We start from the raw sequence: 16,237 nt of genomic DNA, 5'->3' as shown, positions 1-16,237 counted from the left end.
GTGTGTGGGTGGTCAGGCGGGGGCGAGGGTGAGCAGGCCCGCTCCGTAGGCCTTGCCGCGGCCGATGCCGTCGGTCAGGGCGGTGTGCAGAAGGCCGGGGTCGGTGATGAGGGCGGTGCCGTCGAACTGGGTGAGGGCGTGGTGGGGGCCGGGGGTGTCGTAGTCGCGGCGGAAGCGGCGGCGGGTGGCGTTGGCGGTGCGGAGGCCGAGTCCGGCGTGGGCGGCTTTTCGGTGCCACCAGGCGAGGGCGTCGTCGCCGTGCAGGGCGGTGAGGGTGCCGCGTTTGGCGGTGCCGTTGCGGACGTGCTCGCTCATGCGGTGCACGATCGGGTTGGCGGTGATGCGGTAGTGGACGGGCAGTCCCGGGGTGAGGGCGCGGAGCATGGGGGTGAGGTCTTTGGTGGCGTAGGTGCCGTAGCCGTCGGGCAGTGCGGTGAGGTCGGGGCGCACTGCAGTCTGGACGAGCAGGCACGGGGTGTCGTCTTCGTCGAGGCGGAAGAGCAACCCCGCTGCTTTGCGGGGGCTGGGTCCGCTGCGGCCGGGGATCAGGCGCATAAGGGTCTTGTGCAGGCTGTCGGCGGCTCGCAGGTCGGCGCGGGCGGCGTTGTGGCGCAGGTTGAGGCGGATGAGGGTCAGGGTGTGGGCGGCCATGTCGGGTCCTGGTGGAGGTAGGCGGTGAGGGTGTCGATGGGGCGCGGTCCGGCGTACAGGGCGGCCGGCAGGTGTTCGGTGGTGCGCCACAGGGGGCGGGCGAGGTAGGTGCGGTGTTCGGTGCTCCAGTCGAGGGGTTCGGCGGCGAGTTCGCTGTCGGGAGGGGTGTGGGGGTGCCTGGTGGGGGGTGTCTCCCACCAGCAGGTGACGGGGGCGGTGGCGTCGGCGGGTGGTGCGGGCCAGCTGACCGGGACGCGGGTGAGCAGTTCGGTGACCGGGTCGCGCACGGGTGGGCCGAGGAGGAGGGGTTCGTCGGGGATGCAGGCGCGCCGGCCCAGGAAGGGGGCGTGGGCGGGGTTGTCGAGGGCGTCGGCGATGTTGTCGATGAGCGGGGCGGGGCCGCTGACGGCGATGGTGAAGACGGCACCGGCGAGATAGTGGCGGCGAGAGACGAGCGTGGATGTTTCGGATTTGCGTTTCTTGCCGTCGGCCAGGGGCAGACGCTTCTCGGGCGGGTGGCCGCCGCCGACGGTGTGGTAGTCCTCGTGCGGGGTGCCGGGGTTGTCGACGCGGATGGTGAAGGTCAGGTCGTGGTGGCTGGGCCGGCCGGGCAGGTGCTGGTAGGGGGTCAGGGCGTGTTCGCGGCTGCGGCCCTGGGCTGCGGTGATCAGGCCGATCAGGCCGGAGCGGGTGGGGTGCAGGGCGGTGTCGCGGTGGTGCGCGAACACGGCGTGCTGGCCCCAGGCCTGCCACAGGCCTGCCAGGCGCAGCAGCAGGCCGCTCACGCGGTGTCCTGGGTGTGGGGGAAGGCGGCTGTGGTCGCGGCGGCGGTGAGGTCTTCGAAGGTGGTGTGGTGGGTGCCCAGTGGTGTGATGGGGGTGTCGAAGGCGCCGGTGTGGCCGTGGGCGAGGCGGCGTTTCGTGCCGATGAGGCGGTCCACGGCGGTGGCGTAGGAGGCCAGCGCGTCGCGGGCGGGTTGGGTGTAGCCGCCGCGGGGGTGGGCGGTGACGGGTTGTTCGAACGCGGCGCTGTAGGAGACGGGGCGGCGCTCGCGGACTGTGTAGTGGATGAGGTCGGGCAGGCTGTGGTGGGCGGTGGCGGTCTTCTTGGCCTGGGGCAGGGTCATGATGAACGCGTCGGTGAACGCGGTGAGCAGGCGCCGGGCCCGGCTGGTGTCGCCGTTGAGGTTGTTGAGGAGTTCGGTCAGGCTGACGGTCGCGAAGCGGTAGAACAGGCCGGTGGTGAGGAACGCGGTCTGCAGGTGGGCGCTTCCGCGTTCGCCGGGCTGGGGCCAGTCCTCGACGGCGGTGAAGTAGTCGGGCTGCAGGTCGGCTTTGTGGACGGTGTAGGCGGGGGCCATCTGCAGGGCCGCTTCGACGTGGGCGCCCGGTAGTTCGGCGTGCATGCGGCCCAGCAGGGCGATGCTGTCGGTGCGGCGGGCCAGGATTTCGGCGACCTTCTTGGTGGGCAGCAGGGGGTGCAGCGCGGGCTTCTTGGCGGCCGCGGTGTACTCGGCGTGGCCTTCTTCCAGGGCGGTGCGGTGCTCGGCGCACAGGTCTGCGAGGGCGTTGGTGATGTCGGCGGGCACGTAGGCGAGTGCCTGGGTGCGGCCGTCGTTGGCGGGGTCGGTCTTGAGGCCGTCCTTGGTGGCGCTGCGGGCGGCCTGGGCGCCGGCGAAGGCGGCCAGGTCCGCGGGCCAGCCTTGGGTGCGCAGGTGCTCGGCGAGGACGAGGGGCAGGTTGCGGGTCCGGGCGGCTGGTTCCCGGAGTTCTTCTTCGATGTCCAGGCGGATGGGGCGTTTCCAGGCCTGGCTAGAGACCATGGACCGGATGGTGTTGCCGACTTCGATGGTCTTCGGCTCCTGGGCGTCGTTGCGGTTCAGGTTGGCGGCGGGTATGGCCTGCAGGATGTGCAGGTCGAGGAAGCGGTGGCGCATCAGGCGGGGTCCTTCACGGTGTCGAGGCGCTGGTAGAAGTTGTCGAGCCAGCGGGTGCCGACCTGTCCGGGGGCGTAGGCGCGGAGGGCCAGGTCGTCCAGCAGGACGGCCCAGTCCGGGCGCGTGCCCGCGGCGGCGAGGTGTTCGACCAGCGTGGGCAGGCGGCGGTGGAGTTGGTCGTCTCCCAGGCGGACAAGGATCTTGAGGCGGTCCTCGGTGGGGCCGGGGTTGAGGCTGCCGTGGTGGATGGCGGTGGCGAGGGTGGTCCCGAGGTCGGCGCGCCGTCGCCATACGGCCGTCTGGTAGGACTCCTCCCCCGCGTCGGGCGGGCGGGCGGAGGTGGTCTCCTCGTCGAAGGGGTCGGCGGTGCCGGGGACGGTGGGGGTGGTCAGGGCGATGAGGCTGGCGACCGTGTAGTGGGCGCGGCGTGCCCCGTGGCCGCGGGTGAGCCGGCTCAGGTGGGGTGTCAGGCCGAGGCAGTCCTCAACGGGCCTGCCCCGGCCCTTTTTCAGGACGGTGCGTACGGCGGGCCGGGTGCACAGGTCCGTGATCTGGGTGACGAACTCCTGGCAGTGGCGGCGGTGTTCGGGTGCGGCGGCCATCAGCTCCTCCTGGGCGTGCGGGCGCCGGCGAGGCGCAGGGTGGTCGTGGCGGTGGCACGGGCGCGGGCCGCGCCGCCGTGCTGGATGACTGCGCTGTCGGTGGCCTGCCGCAGGGCGGTGACCGCGTCGCGGGCGAAAGCGGGGCCCACCGGGTGGTCAGTGTCCTGCAGCAGGCGCCAGAACGTCTTCTCGGCCAGTGGCCAGTACGCGGCGCAGGCACGGGTGGCCCAGCGGCTCCGGTCACCTGGGCGGCTGTTCCTCTTCGCTCCGGTGGTGTCCTTCCAGGCCTGGTTGGCGGCGGTGGCCAGGGTGCGGGCGGTGTCTTCCGCACTGCGGCAGCAGTCGGCGATGCGCTGGGCGCGTTCGGGGTCGTTCTCCTGGGCCCATGCCACGAGCGGCGGGGTCAGCGCGGTGTACCAGCCGTAGTCGATGCACTGGTGGTCCTGGTGGAAGCCGTGGACCCTCACCCGCAGGGTGTCGCGGATCGCGGGGGGAAGGTCGTTGAGGGTGTCGAAGACGTGCGGCCGTCGGGTGCGGGCGTTCTCGTCGGGGGCCAGCAGCAGTGCTTCCAGCTCGCGCCACCAGGCCCGTTTGGTGTCCGCGCCGCGCATCGTGTGGCGTTTGGCGACGTCTTTGGCGTCGGGGTTGATGGACAGGGTGATGTAGGGGTCGACTGCCTCGAGCTTGGGGTGGCGGGTGGCCCAGGCCAGGTGCACGTCGGTGACGGTGGTGCCGTCAGGGCCGGGGACGAGCAGGAGCGCGTGGCGGGAGCGGCCGGTCAGCAGCCGGCCGGGCCAGGTCACCGGGGCCGGCGGGGCCATCGGGTCCGGCAGTTCCCCGTCCTCCCACGGGCACAGGTCGGGTGTTGGTTGGCTGTCGCCGCGAAAGGCCGGGATGCCGGTCAGCAGGGTCTCGAACAGGTTGCGGCCCAGCGGGTGGAAGGACACGCTGCGGCGCAGTGGGCCGCTGGTCAGTTTGTTGTTCCGGTACGTGCCCACCGTGCGCGGCTTGGCGGCGCCGGAGCGGCCGTAGAAGTGGTGGAGCAGCAGGTGCTGGATGGCTTCGGCGGTGGGGAGGGGGTGGGGTGCGGCGTCGTTGTGGGGGCCGAACCAGGCGAAGTTGTTGCCCGATGCGCGGCCGAAGACGAGGGCGTTGATGCCGGCCGGTTCGGGGCTCTGCTGGGCCAGCCGCGGGTCCTGCAGCCAGGGTCGGCCGGGGTGGAGGGCGTCCAGTCGGTCCTCGTGCCGGTCGAAGTAGGCGTTGACCTCTTTCGGGTCGAACCCGCTGGTGTCCTGGAGCAGGTCGCGGCGCAGCCTGTTCCACTGGGCCGCGCTCAGCTCCGGGTCGTCCAGGCCGCAGACGCGGGCGGCGATGACGGTCGCCACGCGCAGGGTGGCGGAGGCCACCGGTGGGATCGCGAAGGCCAGGTCGTCGAACTCGTTTGCGCGCAGGAGGAGTTCACGCAGTCCGACGTGCTGGTAGGTGGTGCCGGTGCGCACCGGGATCCAGGGCTGGTCGGCGACGCTGAAGGACGGTGGGGCGGGTTCGGTGCCGCTGGGCACGGGGCAACTCCATGGACACGTCGGCCCGGGGGCGCGGCGGGAGAGCGGGCGTGGGCGTGCGGGGTCTCGGGAGCTGGGCGGCTCCAAGGGTCGGGGATGCTGGTCGTCGGCGGGCCGCAGCTGGTGTTCAGGTGCCGCTGGCCTGCCGGTGTCGGGTTCCGGTTGCAGGCGCGGGAGTGACTGCGTGTAGCGGAGATGCCGTGCGTCCGGGACGGGTTCGACGCGCACTCCGCCGGTTCCTGGTGGACCGTCATATACGGTTTCCAGGAAGGGTTTCATGGTCGCGAGGGCTGCCGCCGGGCTGGGTTGCGCCTGCCACGTCAGCCAATCATGACGACTGTAGCCGTGTACAGTCAGTGAGAATAATGTGACTTACGGTCGCAGCGTGGGGTAGGGTCCGCCCTGCCCTGCACAGGCCGCGCCGGCGTTCCGACGTACGCAGGCCACGGATTCCCGGCCACGCGCATGCGGGCCCCTGCGGCAAGTCCGGGACTCGGTTGCCACTCCCGAAGCGGTGGCACGGCCCGCAGGCCTGCCCCGGACGGCAGCAGGCCGGTCAGTCAGTCCCGTTCGCGGATCAGGCCGAGTTCGGGGTCCACGCGCAGCCGGTTCCCTCCGAACCGGTGGAAGCCGTCACCGGGCAGCAGCACGATGTCGGCCAGCAGTGGGTGGCTTCTCCAGGCAGCCGGGGCCGCGTTGCGTGCGGGCACGTACGGGATCCAGGTACGGGGGGCCGGCAGGGTGTGCTGCATGATGGCGCGTACTTGCGCGGCGGTGGGCCGGCTTGTCAGGGGCAGCGGGTGCTCGCCGGCCGCGTCCAGGCTCAGGACCCGGCTTCCCGGCCGGGAGTGGCACGGCAGCAGGCGCCTGGGCATGGTGCCGGGGCGGGTGGCAGCCTGGGCCGCGGTCAGGTGCTGGCGGTGGAGGTCGGCCAGGGAGGAGACCCGCGAGGGCGGGGGCACAAGGTGCAGGGCGCTCAGGTATTCCTGGCCGCTGACGCCCGCCATGTGTCCGGCCAAACGCTGCTCAAGGTCCCAGGTGGCGCGGTGGAAAGTAGAGGGCTCGCCGTGGACGGCTTCGAGGAGTTCCTGGACATGACCGGGGATCTCGATGTCCTCCTGGTGAAGACGCTGCAGGAGGGCGGCGGTCTCGTGCAGGAGGAAGGCCGGTTCGAGTGGGCGCCAGTGCGGCGGGATCACGACGGTGCCGTCCGCACCGGTCGGCACGAGGACGGTCAGGCTCGCGGCGAGGTCGCGCAGCCATGCGGCTCTGCGGTGTGGCGTGCACCGCCACGTGTTCTCGAAGCGGCGCAGGCGTCCTGTCAGTTGCAGCAGCCTGGCCAGCGAGGCGAGATCGCTGACGATCTCGTCCAGGTCCAGGTTCAGACCCAGCTCCAGCACGCTGGTCGCCACGACGATCATCCGCTGCGGGCGCGGGCCGTCGGGCCCCAGAGCGGCGCGCACCCTGCTGGTGACCCGCTGGCGCTGCGCGTTGGGCAGGCGGGCGTGCAACAGCACCACATCCCGGCGGGCATGCGACCAGGCCTCCTTGAGGTGCAGGTAGGTCGCCTGGGCGTCGGCCGTGCTCGCCCTGACGACCGCCGCGCAGCCACCGCGGTCAGCGAAAGGCGCCAGCAGTGAGGTGACCGCGTCCAGATGCGCGGCTCCGGCCTCCTCGTCCGAGGCGGCGCGGCGGGCACCCCAGGCAGGGACCTGGCGGACCGTCACGCGGACCGTGCGAGCGTGCTCGCGGGCGTGGTGGCGCCTGGGTCCCTCGTCCATCCGGTGCGGGAGACCGGTGGCCGTGTCGGCGAACAGCCAGCCCGGATAGGCGGGCGTGTACGCGTGCTCCCGCAGCGCGCGGCCCGGCAGGCCCGCGCCGAGCAGGTAGGACCGCAGCAGCGCGTCGCACCTGCTCCGGGGCATGGTGGCCGACAACAGGACCACGGGGCTACCGAGCCCTCCCAGCCAGGTGAGCAGGCGGCGCAGCTGCAGTTCGCTGAACGGCTCCAGGGCATGGGCCTCGTCGATGACGACGGTGCGCCCCGACAGGGCCAGCAGGCGCAGGGCGTTGTACCGCACGGGCTGGACGGCCATAAGCGCCTGGTCGACGGTGGCGACGGTGAACTGGGCCAGCAGGCCCTGCTCCCAGCCCGCCAGCCTGCCGTCCGTCCCTGCCGCCGGCTCCTGCTGCTTCTGCCCGGCGAAGGCGCCGCCGGCCGGGCCGTCCTCGTGGGCTCCGTCCGCATCAGCGTCGTCCACCACGACCTCGTCCGCGATCAGTTGGCGGTCGGTGACCGCGGCACTGTGCCAGCTGTGGCCGTGGACCAGGCCGACCGTGACGTCCCCGAGGCGGTGCGCCCGCACCCACGCATGAAGCGTGTCGAAAGTGGCGTCCGCCAGCGCTGTCGTCGGGGTCAGCCAGCACACGCCGCTCGTTCCGTAGGCCTGATTCAGAATGCGCGCGGATTCCAGGGCGGTGACGCTCTTGCCGGTGCCCGTCGCATCGGTGACCGCCAGGATCGCCGCCCGCCCCGCTCCGGCCAGCGGCGGCAACTGCTCCATCACCGAGGCCTGCAGAGCGTTCGGCTCATCCAGCCCGTGCGTCATCTCGAAGGGCAGCGGACGCACCACCTCCCGCGAAAGGCCCGAGTCGGCCACGACCTCCCTGGCCATCGCCTTGGACCAGGCGAAGTGCTCCCGCGCCCCGTAGGCAGGGGCGTGCGCCTTGCCCAACCACACCGCGCGACGACTCGCCAGCCGGTCCGCGACCATACCCAGCCCGCAGATCGCCACAGCAGCCTCCACCGACACCCGCCCCGGGACCCGATCCGCGCCGGTCAGATGCCGCAACTGCGCCACGTAGCGCCGACGCAGCCGCTGCCACACCGGCCCGCCGAGAGCCGCCCGCACCCGGGCGCCCGCTGCCGCGCCGGCCAGATCCACCTGCAGGAACCGGCCATGATGACCCCCGGCGATCTGCGCCACTCGCACCCCGGGGGCGTCGTTGCACGACACGTCGTAGCCCAGGTCCTCCAACAAGCCCACCAGCAGGTGCATCGACGCCCGGTCATGAGGGACATGCACCAACGGGCCCGCGTCCGCCTGCAACTCCTCCCCCAGCCGCGCCCACCCGGCCTGCACCGAGCGCTGCCACCACGGCGTCAGCTTCCCGATGTCGTGCAAGGACACGAAGAACGCCGTCAACGAACGCGCCATCGCCTCATCCGCGCCCAGACCACCCGAGATCAACGTTCTCTGGCTGGTAGTCAGGTAGTTGTCCCACAGCTCCAACGCGATCGCCGCAGTGTCCAGCAGGTGGAAGAGCAGCCCGTAGAAGACCTGGTCCGCCTTGTCGAACTTCCCCCACGGCTGCAACGGCATCCCGCCGAAACGGCCTTCCGCCACCACCACGGTCTCACTCAAGACGGTTGACGTCTGCCCATCACGTTCCCGACCCACTCTGACAGCCAAACAGGACCACGAGTTCAGGAAGATCGCTCTGCCAATCTGTCCTCGGAGTTCCGCTAAACCGGCACAACATGGCGACCCCTGCTACTACAATCAAAGTTCAGCAAGATCAGGCCTTCGCGCATGCAGGGCTGACACTCGAATCGAGGACTGGCACGTCACCCTCGCCCTCTCGTCCCTGCGTATGCAGGGCTGACACGAACGACGCGAGGTCGGACCGGGGGATCTGCACCTAGTCCCCGCACATGCAGGGCTGATACGCAGCCCATCGCCGCCCAGGAACAGTACTTCCACTCGTCCCCGCACATGCAGGGCTGACACGGACCAGTCGGCGGTGGCCTGGTCCGAGACCTCCTCGTCCCCGCACATGCAGGGCTGACACCATCGTGTGCTCAGCGGTCGACGCCATGGGATGCTCGTCCCAACACATGCAGGGCTGACACGTACCCGCCGAGGTCGGACTGGGGGATCTGCACCTCGTCCCCGCACACGCAGGGCCGACCTTCCCCTCCCTGTCATGATCCCCGTCCCCCATGACGAGACACTCTCCCGCCTGCCAGGCCAGAACTCCTGCCTTCAGCCAATGCCAAATCGCTTCGCATACAGATCCTGTAGAAACAGGTCAGACGCCCATCGCTATTTCAAGTCTCACCAAGCTGACTTCGGAATTCTCGTGACCTGTCATACGCAGATCTCACATGATGACAAAACTTGAGAGGCGCCATAATCCCTTCCAGCGCACTGCCTTACACGCCTCTGGCATACCAGTGAGACTTGGTCATGACATCCAAATGAGACTTCGCAGGTGGCCCCCGGGGGCGGGCGCCGCGTGCTGATCCGGCGCGAATTGTCGGATACGCCCTAGTTCGGGGACGGCGCCGGGTCGCGGCGGTGCTCCAGCCAGGTGCGGCCCAGGTCGTCCCAGACGGCCTGGTACCTGGCGAAGACGGCGTCGAGCCGGCTGTGCGTCAGCTCGTCGGCGGGCGTGGAGGCGAGGAGGTACTCCAGGTCGTCGGCGAGGCGTTGGAAGCGGTACTGCGTCTCCTCCATCAGTACCCATCGGGAGCGCCAGTTGAAGAAGGGTTCGACGGCGCCCAGTGTGGTCACCAGGGCGACCAGCGCGAAGGCCAGGTTCGCCCACAGGCGCAGCCCCAGGAGGATGGTGGAGGCCGCGGACAGCGCCAGGGTCAGCAGTTTGATCGCCGAGGCGCGGCGGCGGAAGCGCTGCTTCCTCGTACGGGCGTAGTCGTTGCCCCGGCGGATCCGCTCCAGCAGGAGGGCGGCCGTCTCCGCCGGGGCGAGTCCCACGCCCGGTTCACCGTTCGCTTGCATCCCGGCCCCCGCCTCCACGCCTGCCCCCGTCCATGGATCGGGCGGGCGTACGTCCGTCGGCAGCGGTGCGGGTTCCCGCGGCTGCCGGGCCCGGTGTCCGGGCCACCCGCGCATCCTCTCGCACGTCCGGCCGGGCGGCGGTGGCCTCCGCCCCTGCGGAGGCGTGGGGGCCGCGGCGGGCGCCCGGTGCGGGATCAGTGCCGGCCGGCGGGGGTCACGGCCGGGCCCGGGCCGGGCAGGCGGGCTCGTGCCAGGTGGTGCGGACGGCCGCGCCGCTGCGGGTGAGGTGTTCGCTGGACCAGGTCCGGCAGCAGCGGCCGCCCGGCGCGGCCGGGCCCGGCTGCCGTGCCGTCCGGGCCTGGGCGGCGGAGGCGGGCGTGGCGGAACGGCCGCGGTGGCGGCGCCTGGTCACGGGTGTCGTCATGTCGCTGGCTCTGCCCACCGTGCCGCACCGCCGAACCCCGCGCTCACCCGAACGGCCCAATCGGGGCGGGCGGTGGACGGACCGGCGGGGCGGGTGTGATCCATCCCACACCCGCCGGATTCCGTCCGCCGCGGCCCCTCCCCCGGCCCGGGGCGGGCGGGGTGACGGCCGGTCGGGGGCCCCGGTGACCTGCGCGGTCGTGGCGCGTGCGGTGGGCGGGGGCCGGGCGGGGCAAGCTGGCCGGTTCCCCGCTCCGGCGGAAGTCGTGATTCAACCGGTCTCCCCCGTTCATCCGTTTGTCATGGGACGGTCGGCTGCCGGTGAGCCGCCGACCGCAACACCGGAGCGGACGCCGGAGCGTGGGCGCCGGCCGGGACCGGACGAGAGGGGACAGCCGATGGGACGAGCACTGGCCCGCCTGGTGGGGGACGCGGACGCCTTCGCCAAGACGCTGGAGGAGCAGCGGCCGCAGGTCTTCCGCACCGGGGAGTGGCCCGCCGGGCTGCCCCGGCCGGACGAGCTGGACGCCGTGCTGCACGGCGGCCTGCTGCGGGTGCCGTACGTGGAGATGGTGCAGGACGGCGCGGTCGTGGCACCCGAGCGCTTCTGCACCACCCGCACGGTGGCCGGGCGCCGCGAGGGCGGGTGGGCCGCCCCCGAGCGGATCGGCGCGCTGCTGGCCGGGGGCGCCACCCTGCTGCTGCCGCAGCTGGACCAGTGGCACGCCCCGGTACGGGCGCTGGCCGCCGACATCGCCCGCCAACTGGGCCGCCGCACCGAGGCGTTCTGCTTCGCGACCGGCGCCGGACGGCGCGGCCTGGACGTGCACCGCGACGGTGCGGACGTGCTGGTCGTCCAGCTCGCCGGGGAGAAGGAGTGGACGGTCCACGAGGCGCCCGCCGACGGGCGCTGGCGCCCGGGACCCGCCCCGGAGCCGGGGCCGGTGGCGCTGCACACCGTGCTCGCACCGGGCGAGGTGCTGTACGTGCCGCGCGGCGCCCCGCACGCCGCGACCGGCCGTCAGGGGCTGTCGGTGCACCTGTCGTTCACCGTCCGGGAGGCCGGCACCGGGCAGCTGCACGCGGCGGTCGGCGAGTACCTGGCCGCCTCCGGCCGGGACCACGGCCTGCCCGAGAACCCCGGGACGGCCGCCGAGGTGCTGGCCGCGGCCGCGGAGGTGCTGCGGCTCAGCCGCGAGCGCCTGGCCGCACTGACCCCGCAGGAACTGCTGCGCCTGGCCCGGGGGCCGCTGCCCGAACCCGCGCCGGGGACCCCGCCGGGGCCGGGGCCGCTGGGCGGCTGAACAGCCGGGCGGCGGGGCGGGGCGGACGCACAGCGGGCGCGGTTGCCCGGACCGTTCACACGGTCCGGGCAACCGCGCCCGGTCGTACCCGTACCGGTGCCGGATCAGAACGATCCGAGCGGCCGGTCCGGCCCTACGGTCAGATGCACCACGGACGGGTGCAGGACCCCTCGCACGAGAAGCTGAACGCGGCGTCCTCCTGCTCGCCGGTCTCGGCGGCGACGAGGTCCTGCACGTCGAGGTCGAACAGCTCCTGCATGTCGGTGGCCATGGGGCCTCCTTTCGTCGGTGCCGCGACTGGCCGCGGCGGACTGCTGCAAGGGTTAGGCACCCGCTCGGGGCCCGACAACGACTGTGCGCGGACGGATAGACGGATTCGGCCAACTATTGATGACTTCTGATCAAACATGGACAGCTTTCGGTCACCGGGATAGAACGACCCGACACGGCGACACGGCGGCACGGGGGGCACGGTGGGGAAGAAGACACACGCGGCACACCGGGAGGCGCTCTTCACCGCGACCGGCCCCGTCCTGCTGCGCGCACCCGCGCTGGCCCGCAAGGAGCGCCACGCCGACGGGCCCGGGAGCGGCGATCCCCTGGCCTACCTCGCCGGGGCCGCCGCCGATCCGGTCCTGCGCGAGGCGATCGAGGTCTCCAGCCCCTCGCTGGCCGACCAGCTCGACCAGGCCGTGGCCGCGGCCGCCGCCGGCGACGACCCCCGCCCGGCCGCGCTGCGCCGCGCGGTCGAGGCCGTCGGCCGCTACCGGCTGCGGATGGCCACCCGCCCCACCCCCTTCGGCCTGATGGCCGCCGTCGCACCGGCCCGCTTCGGCCCCCGGGCCGAGGTCCGCTGGGACGGCGGCGAACGCCGAGCCCTGCGCCCCGACCTCGGCTGGCTCCTCCCGCTGCTGGAGCGGCTGCGCACCGACCCGCGGGTGCTGCCCGCCCTGCGGCTGGCCGCCGACCAGCAGATCGTGCCGCGCGGCGACCGGCTGGTCCTGCCGTACCTGCCCGAACCGCGCACCGCCCCGGCCGGGCGCGGGACCGGCGCCACGTCCGAGGCCGGGACCGGCGCCGGGGAGGCGGGCGCGCAGCCCGTCACCGAGCGGACCGTCCGCGCCACCGCCGTGGTCCGCGCCGCCGTCCGGCACGCCGGCCGCCCGCTGCGCCACGCCGAGTTGCTCGCCGCCCTGGCCGCCGACTTCCCCGCCGCCCCGGCCGAGGCGATCGCCGCGCTCGTGCGCACGCTGGTCGCCCAGGGCTTCCTGCTCACCGACCTGACGCCCCCGCCGGACAGCACCGACCTGCTCGGCCACGTCCTGGACCGGCTGCCCGACGGCCACCCGGTACGGGCCGAACTCGCCACCGTACGGGACCTGTTGGCGCAGGCCGCCGCCCTGCCGCGCGGGCGGGCCACCGCCGTGCTGGGCGAGGCGCGCCGCCGGATGACCCGCCTGGCGCCCGCCGACCGCCCCCTGCACGCCGACCTCGCGCTGACGGCCGAGGTGGTCCTGCCCGAACAGGTCCGCACCGAGCTGGAGCACACCGCCACCCTGCTGTGGCGGCTCTCCCCGCCGGCCACCGCCCCCGAGCACCTGCGCGCCTACCACCTGGAGTTCCTCGAACGGTACGGCACCGAAAGCCCCGTCCCGCTCGCCGAACTGCTCGACCCCGACACCGGCCTCGGCCCGCCGGCCGGCTACCGGCGCCCGGCCGGTCCCCGCGGCGCGGCCAACCCCCAGCCCGCCCGGGCCCGCACCGACGCCGAGGCGGCCCGTGACCGGGTGCTGTCCGAACTCGCCGCCGGCGCCCTGGCCGACCGCGAACCCGGCGCCCCGCTGCCCGAGGTCGTCCTGGACGACGAGTTGCTCGCCCGCCTGGTCCCGGCGCAGGAACCGCGGGAGTCACGGGAGGCGCGGGAGGCGTTCGGTGACGCCGCCGACACCCCGCCCGACTCCCTGGAGCTGTACGCCGAACTCGCCGCCGACTCCGTCGAGGCCCTGGACGCCGGGCGGTTCCGCCTCGTGCTCTCCCCGACCAACGGCAGCGACCGCGCCGGCGCCACCTTCGGCCGCTTCGCCGCCCACCTCGCCGGGCCGGACAGCGGGGCCCTGCTCGCCGCCGCCACCGGCGCCGGCGAGGGGTGCGGCGACGGTGAAGTCCTGGACGCCCACCTGGAGTTCACCCCCTACCGCCCCCGCCACGCCAACATCGCCCTCACCCCCCGCTGGCTCGGCCACCGCGTCGCCGTCAGCGCCTTCCCCGACCCCGGCGGCCCCGCCGCCCTCCCGCTGGAGGACCTCGTCGTCCTCGCCGACGCCGAGCGCCTCAGCGTCCACTCCCGCAGCCTCGGCCGCGAGGTCCGCGCCACCGCCCACCACGCGCTCAACCTGCGCACCGGCGCCCCCAACGCGGCCCGCTTCCTCCAGGAGGTCGCGCTCACCGGACGGCGCCCCTGGCAGCCCTGGGACTGGGGCGCCGCCGGCAGCGCCCCCGCCCTGCCCCGGGTCCGCCGCGGCCGGGTCGTCCTCGCCCCCGCCACCTGGCGGCTCACCGCCCCCGTCCCCGGCGCCGACGCCCCGTACGGGCAGTGGGCCGAGGGCCTCGACCGCTGGCGCCGCCGCTGGGGCGTCCCCGCCGCCGTGCAACTGCTCAGCGGCGACCAGCGGATCAGCCTCGACCTGGACGACCCCTGGCACCGCCGCCTGCTGCACAGCCGCTCCCGCTCCGAGCGGCCCGCCGTGCTCCAGGAGGACCTCACCGGCGACGGGGACGGCGACGGCGGCTGGCTGCACGGCCCCGGCGGCGCCCACGCCACCGAGATCGTCGTCCCGCTGCGCCGCGCCGCCCACCCGGCCGCCCCCGCGGTGCGCCGGCCGCTGCCCGCCGCGTACCCCCGCACCCCCGAACTCCCCGGCGGCCCCTGGCTGTTCGCCCGCCTCGCCGCCACCGAGGCCCGCCACGACGAGATCCTCGCCGACCACCTGCCCCGGCTGCTCGCCGCCCTGCCCGGCGACGTCGACCGCTGGTTCTTCATCCGCTACCGCGACCCCGCCCCGCACCTGCGGCTGCGCTTCCACGGCACCCCGTCCGTCCTCGCCGCCGGCCTGCTGCCCCTCCTCCACGACTGGGCCCACGAGCTGCGCCGGGCCGGGCTCGCCGCCGACCTGCGGCTGGACGGCTACCTCCCCGAGACCGACCGCTACGGCGGCCCGGACGCGCTCGCCCACGCCGAGCGCGTCTTCCACGCCGACAGCCTGGTCGCCCTCGCCGCCCTGCGGCTGGCCCGGGCCGCCCGCACCGCGCCCGGTGACCTGCTCGCCGCCGTCAACCTCACCGCCACCGCCCGGGCCTTCCTCACCGCCCGCCCCGCCCCGCCGACCGTCGGCACCTGGATCGCCGCCGCCTACCCCAAGTCCGAAGCCCACCACCAGGCCTTCCGCACCCACCGCGCCGCCGCGCTGCGCGCCATCGGCCCCGACGGCCCCACCACCCCCGCCGGCGGCCTGCTGCCCGCCGACCCCGCCCTCACCGCCGCCTGGCACCAGCGCGCCGCCCGGCTCGCCGACTACGCGCCCCACCTCACCGCGCCCTCGGCCGGTCCGGCCCTCGCCTCCGTCCTCCACATGGGCCACAACCGCCTCATCGGCATCGACCGCGAGTCCGAACGCCGCGCCTACGCCCTCGCCCGCGGCGCCCTCGAAGCCCACCGCGCCCTGGCAGCCCACCGCGCCCGCCCCACCACCCCGGGCGAGGGCCGATGACCCCCACCGAAGCCCTCCTGGCCGTCACCGCCCGCCTCACCCGGCCCGAGGCCGACCCCGCCGCCGCCCCCTCCCCCGGGCTCGGCGCCGGACTCAGCGGCACCGCGCTCACCCTCGCCGTGCTGGCCGGGCCGGACCCGGAGCCGCGCCGGGCCGCCCACGCCCGGCTCGCCGCCGCCGTCCGCGCCCCCGGCGCGATGCGCACCGGCGGCCTCCACTCCGGCGCCGCCGCGGTGGCCTTCGCCGCCCGCACCATGGCGCGGGCCCCCGGCGAGTACCGCGGGCTGCTCGACGCCCTGACGCCCCGGGTGGGCGAGGCCGCCGCCGGGCGCACGGCCGCGCTGCGGGCCGATCTGGCGGCCGGCGCCGGACTGCGGGCCCACACCTTCGACGCGGTCTCGGGGGCCGCCGGCCTGGGCCGGCTGCTGCTGGCCCTGGAGCCGGGGGGAGCGGCGCTGGCCGACCTGCTGGCCGCCCTGGTGGAACTGGCCGCACCCGGCCGCGGGGCGCTGCCGCGCTGGTGGACGGCGGGCGGGCCGGGGCTGCCCGGCGCGGACCCGGACCACCCCCGCGGTCACGTCAACCTCGGTCTGGCGCACGGGTTCCCGGGCCCGCTCGCACTGCTGGCCCTGGCCCGGCTGCAGGGCGTACGGGTGCCCGGCCAGGACGGGGCGATCGAGGCGCTGGCCCACTGGCTCGCCACCCACCGGCTGCCCCACGGCGGCTGGCCGATGACCCTGCGCGTCGAGGACGTGGAGGCGGGCCGCCCGCCCGCCGACGCGCCGACCCGGGCGGCCTGGTGCTACGGCACCCCGGGCGCGGCCCGGGCCCTCTTCCTGGCCGGCACCGCGCTCGGCCGCCAGGACTGGCGCGCCACCGCCGTCACCGCGCTCGCCGACGCCCTGGCCGAGCCCGCCGGCTGGCACCTGGCCGGCCCCGGACTCTGCCACGGCACCGGCGGCCTGCTGCGGATCGTCCAGCGCACCGCCGAGGACTCCGGCTCCGCCACTCTGGCCGCCCACCTGCCCGCCCTCGCCGCGGCCACCGCCCGCGACCTCGCCGCCGCCCTCGCCGCCGACGAGCCCGCCACCCTCCTGGAGGGCACCGCCGGCGCGGCCCTGGCCCTGCACGCCCACCTCCACCCCGACGCCACCGCCCCGGACTGGGACGCCTTCCTGCTCCTCGGCTGA

The 16,237-nt window shown here is 74.5% G+C and carries 12 protein-coding genes; 3 read left to right on the top strand and 9 right to left on the bottom strand.

What is annotated here, in order from left to right; all coding sequences use genetic code 11:
• Positions 1-12: 12 nt before the first annotated feature.
• The 8 genes from cas6e to ACIP4P_RS27210 form a co-directional block, all read right to left on the bottom strand.
• Positions 13-651, bottom strand: coding sequence for a type I-E CRISPR-associated protein Cas6/Cse3/CasE (gene cas6e, locus ACIP4P_RS27245; RefSeq protein WP_400922772.1), 639 nt, complete (start codon positions 649-651; stop codon positions 13-15).
• Positions 633-1,436, bottom strand: coding sequence for a type I-E CRISPR-associated protein Cas5/CasD (gene cas5e, locus ACIP4P_RS27240; protein WP_400922770.1), 804 nt, complete (start codon positions 1,434-1,436; stop codon positions 633-635). Before cas5e ends, cas6e begins: the two co-directional genes overlap by 19 nt.
• On the bottom strand, positions 1,433-2,587 hold the full coding sequence (cas7e, locus tag ACIP4P_RS27235; protein WP_400922768.1) for a type I-E CRISPR-associated protein Cas7/Cse4/CasC: 1,155 nt from the start codon (positions 2,585-2,587) through the stop codon (positions 1,433-1,435). The genes cas5e and cas7e overlap by 4 nt, the downstream gene beginning before the upstream one ends.
• Positions 2,587-3,189 (bottom strand): type I-E CRISPR-associated protein Cse2/CasB, encoded by a 603-nt coding sequence (casB, locus tag ACIP4P_RS27230; protein WP_400922766.1) that lies wholly within the window; start codon positions 3,187-3,189, stop codon positions 2,587-2,589. The genes cas7e and casB overlap by 1 nt, the downstream gene beginning before the upstream one ends.
• Positions 3,189-4,751: a type I-E CRISPR-associated protein Cse1/CasA gene (casA, locus tag ACIP4P_RS27225; RefSeq protein ID WP_400922764.1), complete on the bottom strand. Its 1,563-nt coding sequence runs from the start codon at positions 4,749-4,751 to the stop codon at positions 3,189-3,191. Before casA ends, casB begins: the two co-directional genes overlap by 1 nt.
• 560 nt (positions 4,752-5,311) lie before the next feature.
• Positions 5,312-8,176, bottom strand: a complete 2,865-nt coding sequence (locus ACIP4P_RS27220) for a CRISPR-associated endonuclease Cas3'' (RefSeq protein WP_400922762.1) — start codon at positions 8,174-8,176, stop codon at positions 5,312-5,314.
• A gap of 906 nt (positions 8,177-9,082) precedes the next feature.
• Entirely contained in the window at positions 9,083-9,529 is a 447-nt protein-coding gene (locus tag ACIP4P_RS27215) for a DUF4231 domain-containing protein (RefSeq protein WP_400922760.1), read from the bottom strand.
• Positions 9,530-9,767: 238 nt separating this feature from the next.
• Positions 9,768-9,977 (bottom strand): hypothetical protein, encoded by a 210-nt coding sequence (locus ACIP4P_RS27210; protein WP_400922758.1) that lies wholly within the window; start codon positions 9,975-9,977, stop codon positions 9,768-9,770.
• A gap of 397 nt (positions 9,978-10,374) precedes the next feature.
• Here ACIP4P_RS27210 and ACIP4P_RS27205 point away from each other — a divergent pair, with 397 nt between their 5' ends.
• The gene (locus tag ACIP4P_RS27205; protein WP_400922756.1) at positions 10,375-11,280 is read left to right on the top strand and encodes a JmjC domain-containing protein; all 906 of its coding nucleotides are present in this window, start codon (positions 10,375-10,377) and stop codon (positions 11,278-11,280) included.
• Positions 11,281-11,419: 139 nt separating this feature from the next.
• On the opposite strand, the gene ACIP4P_RS27200 is transcribed toward ACIP4P_RS27205, so the two are convergent.
• Entirely contained in the window at positions 11,420-11,551 is a 132-nt protein-coding gene (locus ACIP4P_RS27200; protein WP_400922754.1) for a hypothetical protein, read from the bottom strand.
• Positions 11,552-11,753: 202 nt separating this feature from the next.
• Here ACIP4P_RS27200 and ACIP4P_RS27195 point away from each other — a divergent pair, with 202 nt between their 5' ends.
• Together ACIP4P_RS27195 and ACIP4P_RS27190 are read left to right on the top strand one after the other, a co-directional pair.
• Complete coding sequence (locus ACIP4P_RS27195) at positions 11,754-15,047, top strand: lantibiotic dehydratase (protein ID WP_400922752.1); 3,294 nt, start codon at positions 11,754-11,756, stop codon at positions 15,045-15,047.
• The gene (locus ACIP4P_RS27190; protein ID WP_400922750.1) at positions 15,044-16,237 is read left to right on the top strand and encodes a lanthionine synthetase LanC family protein; all 1,194 of its coding nucleotides are present in this window, start codon (positions 15,044-15,046) and stop codon (positions 16,235-16,237) included. The genes ACIP4P_RS27195 and ACIP4P_RS27190 overlap by 4 nt, the downstream gene beginning before the upstream one ends.

Source organism: Kitasatospora sp. NPDC089509 (assembly GCF_044749365.1).
GTDB lineage: Bacteria > Actinomycetota > Actinomycetes > Streptomycetales > Streptomycetaceae > Kitasatospora.
Note: the sequence above shows the minus strand (reverse complement) of the source record. Positions and strands in the feature narration are given on the sequence as shown.

Coding starts and splice junctions, on each gene's coding strand:
- ACIP4P_RS27190 (WP_400922750.1), top strand. CDS start 15,044: ATGACCCCCACCGAAGCCCTCCTGGCCGTCACCGCCCGCCTCACCCGG.
- casB (WP_400922766.1), bottom strand. CDS start 3,189: ATGGCCGCCGCACCCGAACACCGCCGCCACTGCCAGGAGTTCGTCACC.
- cas7e (WP_400922768.1), bottom strand. CDS start 2,587: ATGCGCCACCGCTTCCTCGACCTGCACATCCTGCAGGCCATACCCGCC.
- cas6e (WP_400922772.1), bottom strand. CDS start 651: ATGGCCGCCCACACCCTGACCCTCATCCGCCTCAACCTGCGCCACAAC.
- ACIP4P_RS27205 (WP_400922756.1), top strand. CDS start 10,375: ATGGGACGAGCACTGGCCCGCCTGGTGGGGGACGCGGACGCCTTCGCC.
- ACIP4P_RS27210 (WP_400922758.1), bottom strand. CDS start 9,977: ATGACGACACCCGTGACCAGGCGCCGCCACCGCGGCCGTTCCGCCACG.
- ACIP4P_RS27200 (WP_400922754.1), bottom strand. CDS start 11,551: ATGGCCACCGACATGCAGGAGCTGTTCGACCTCGACGTGCAGGACCTC.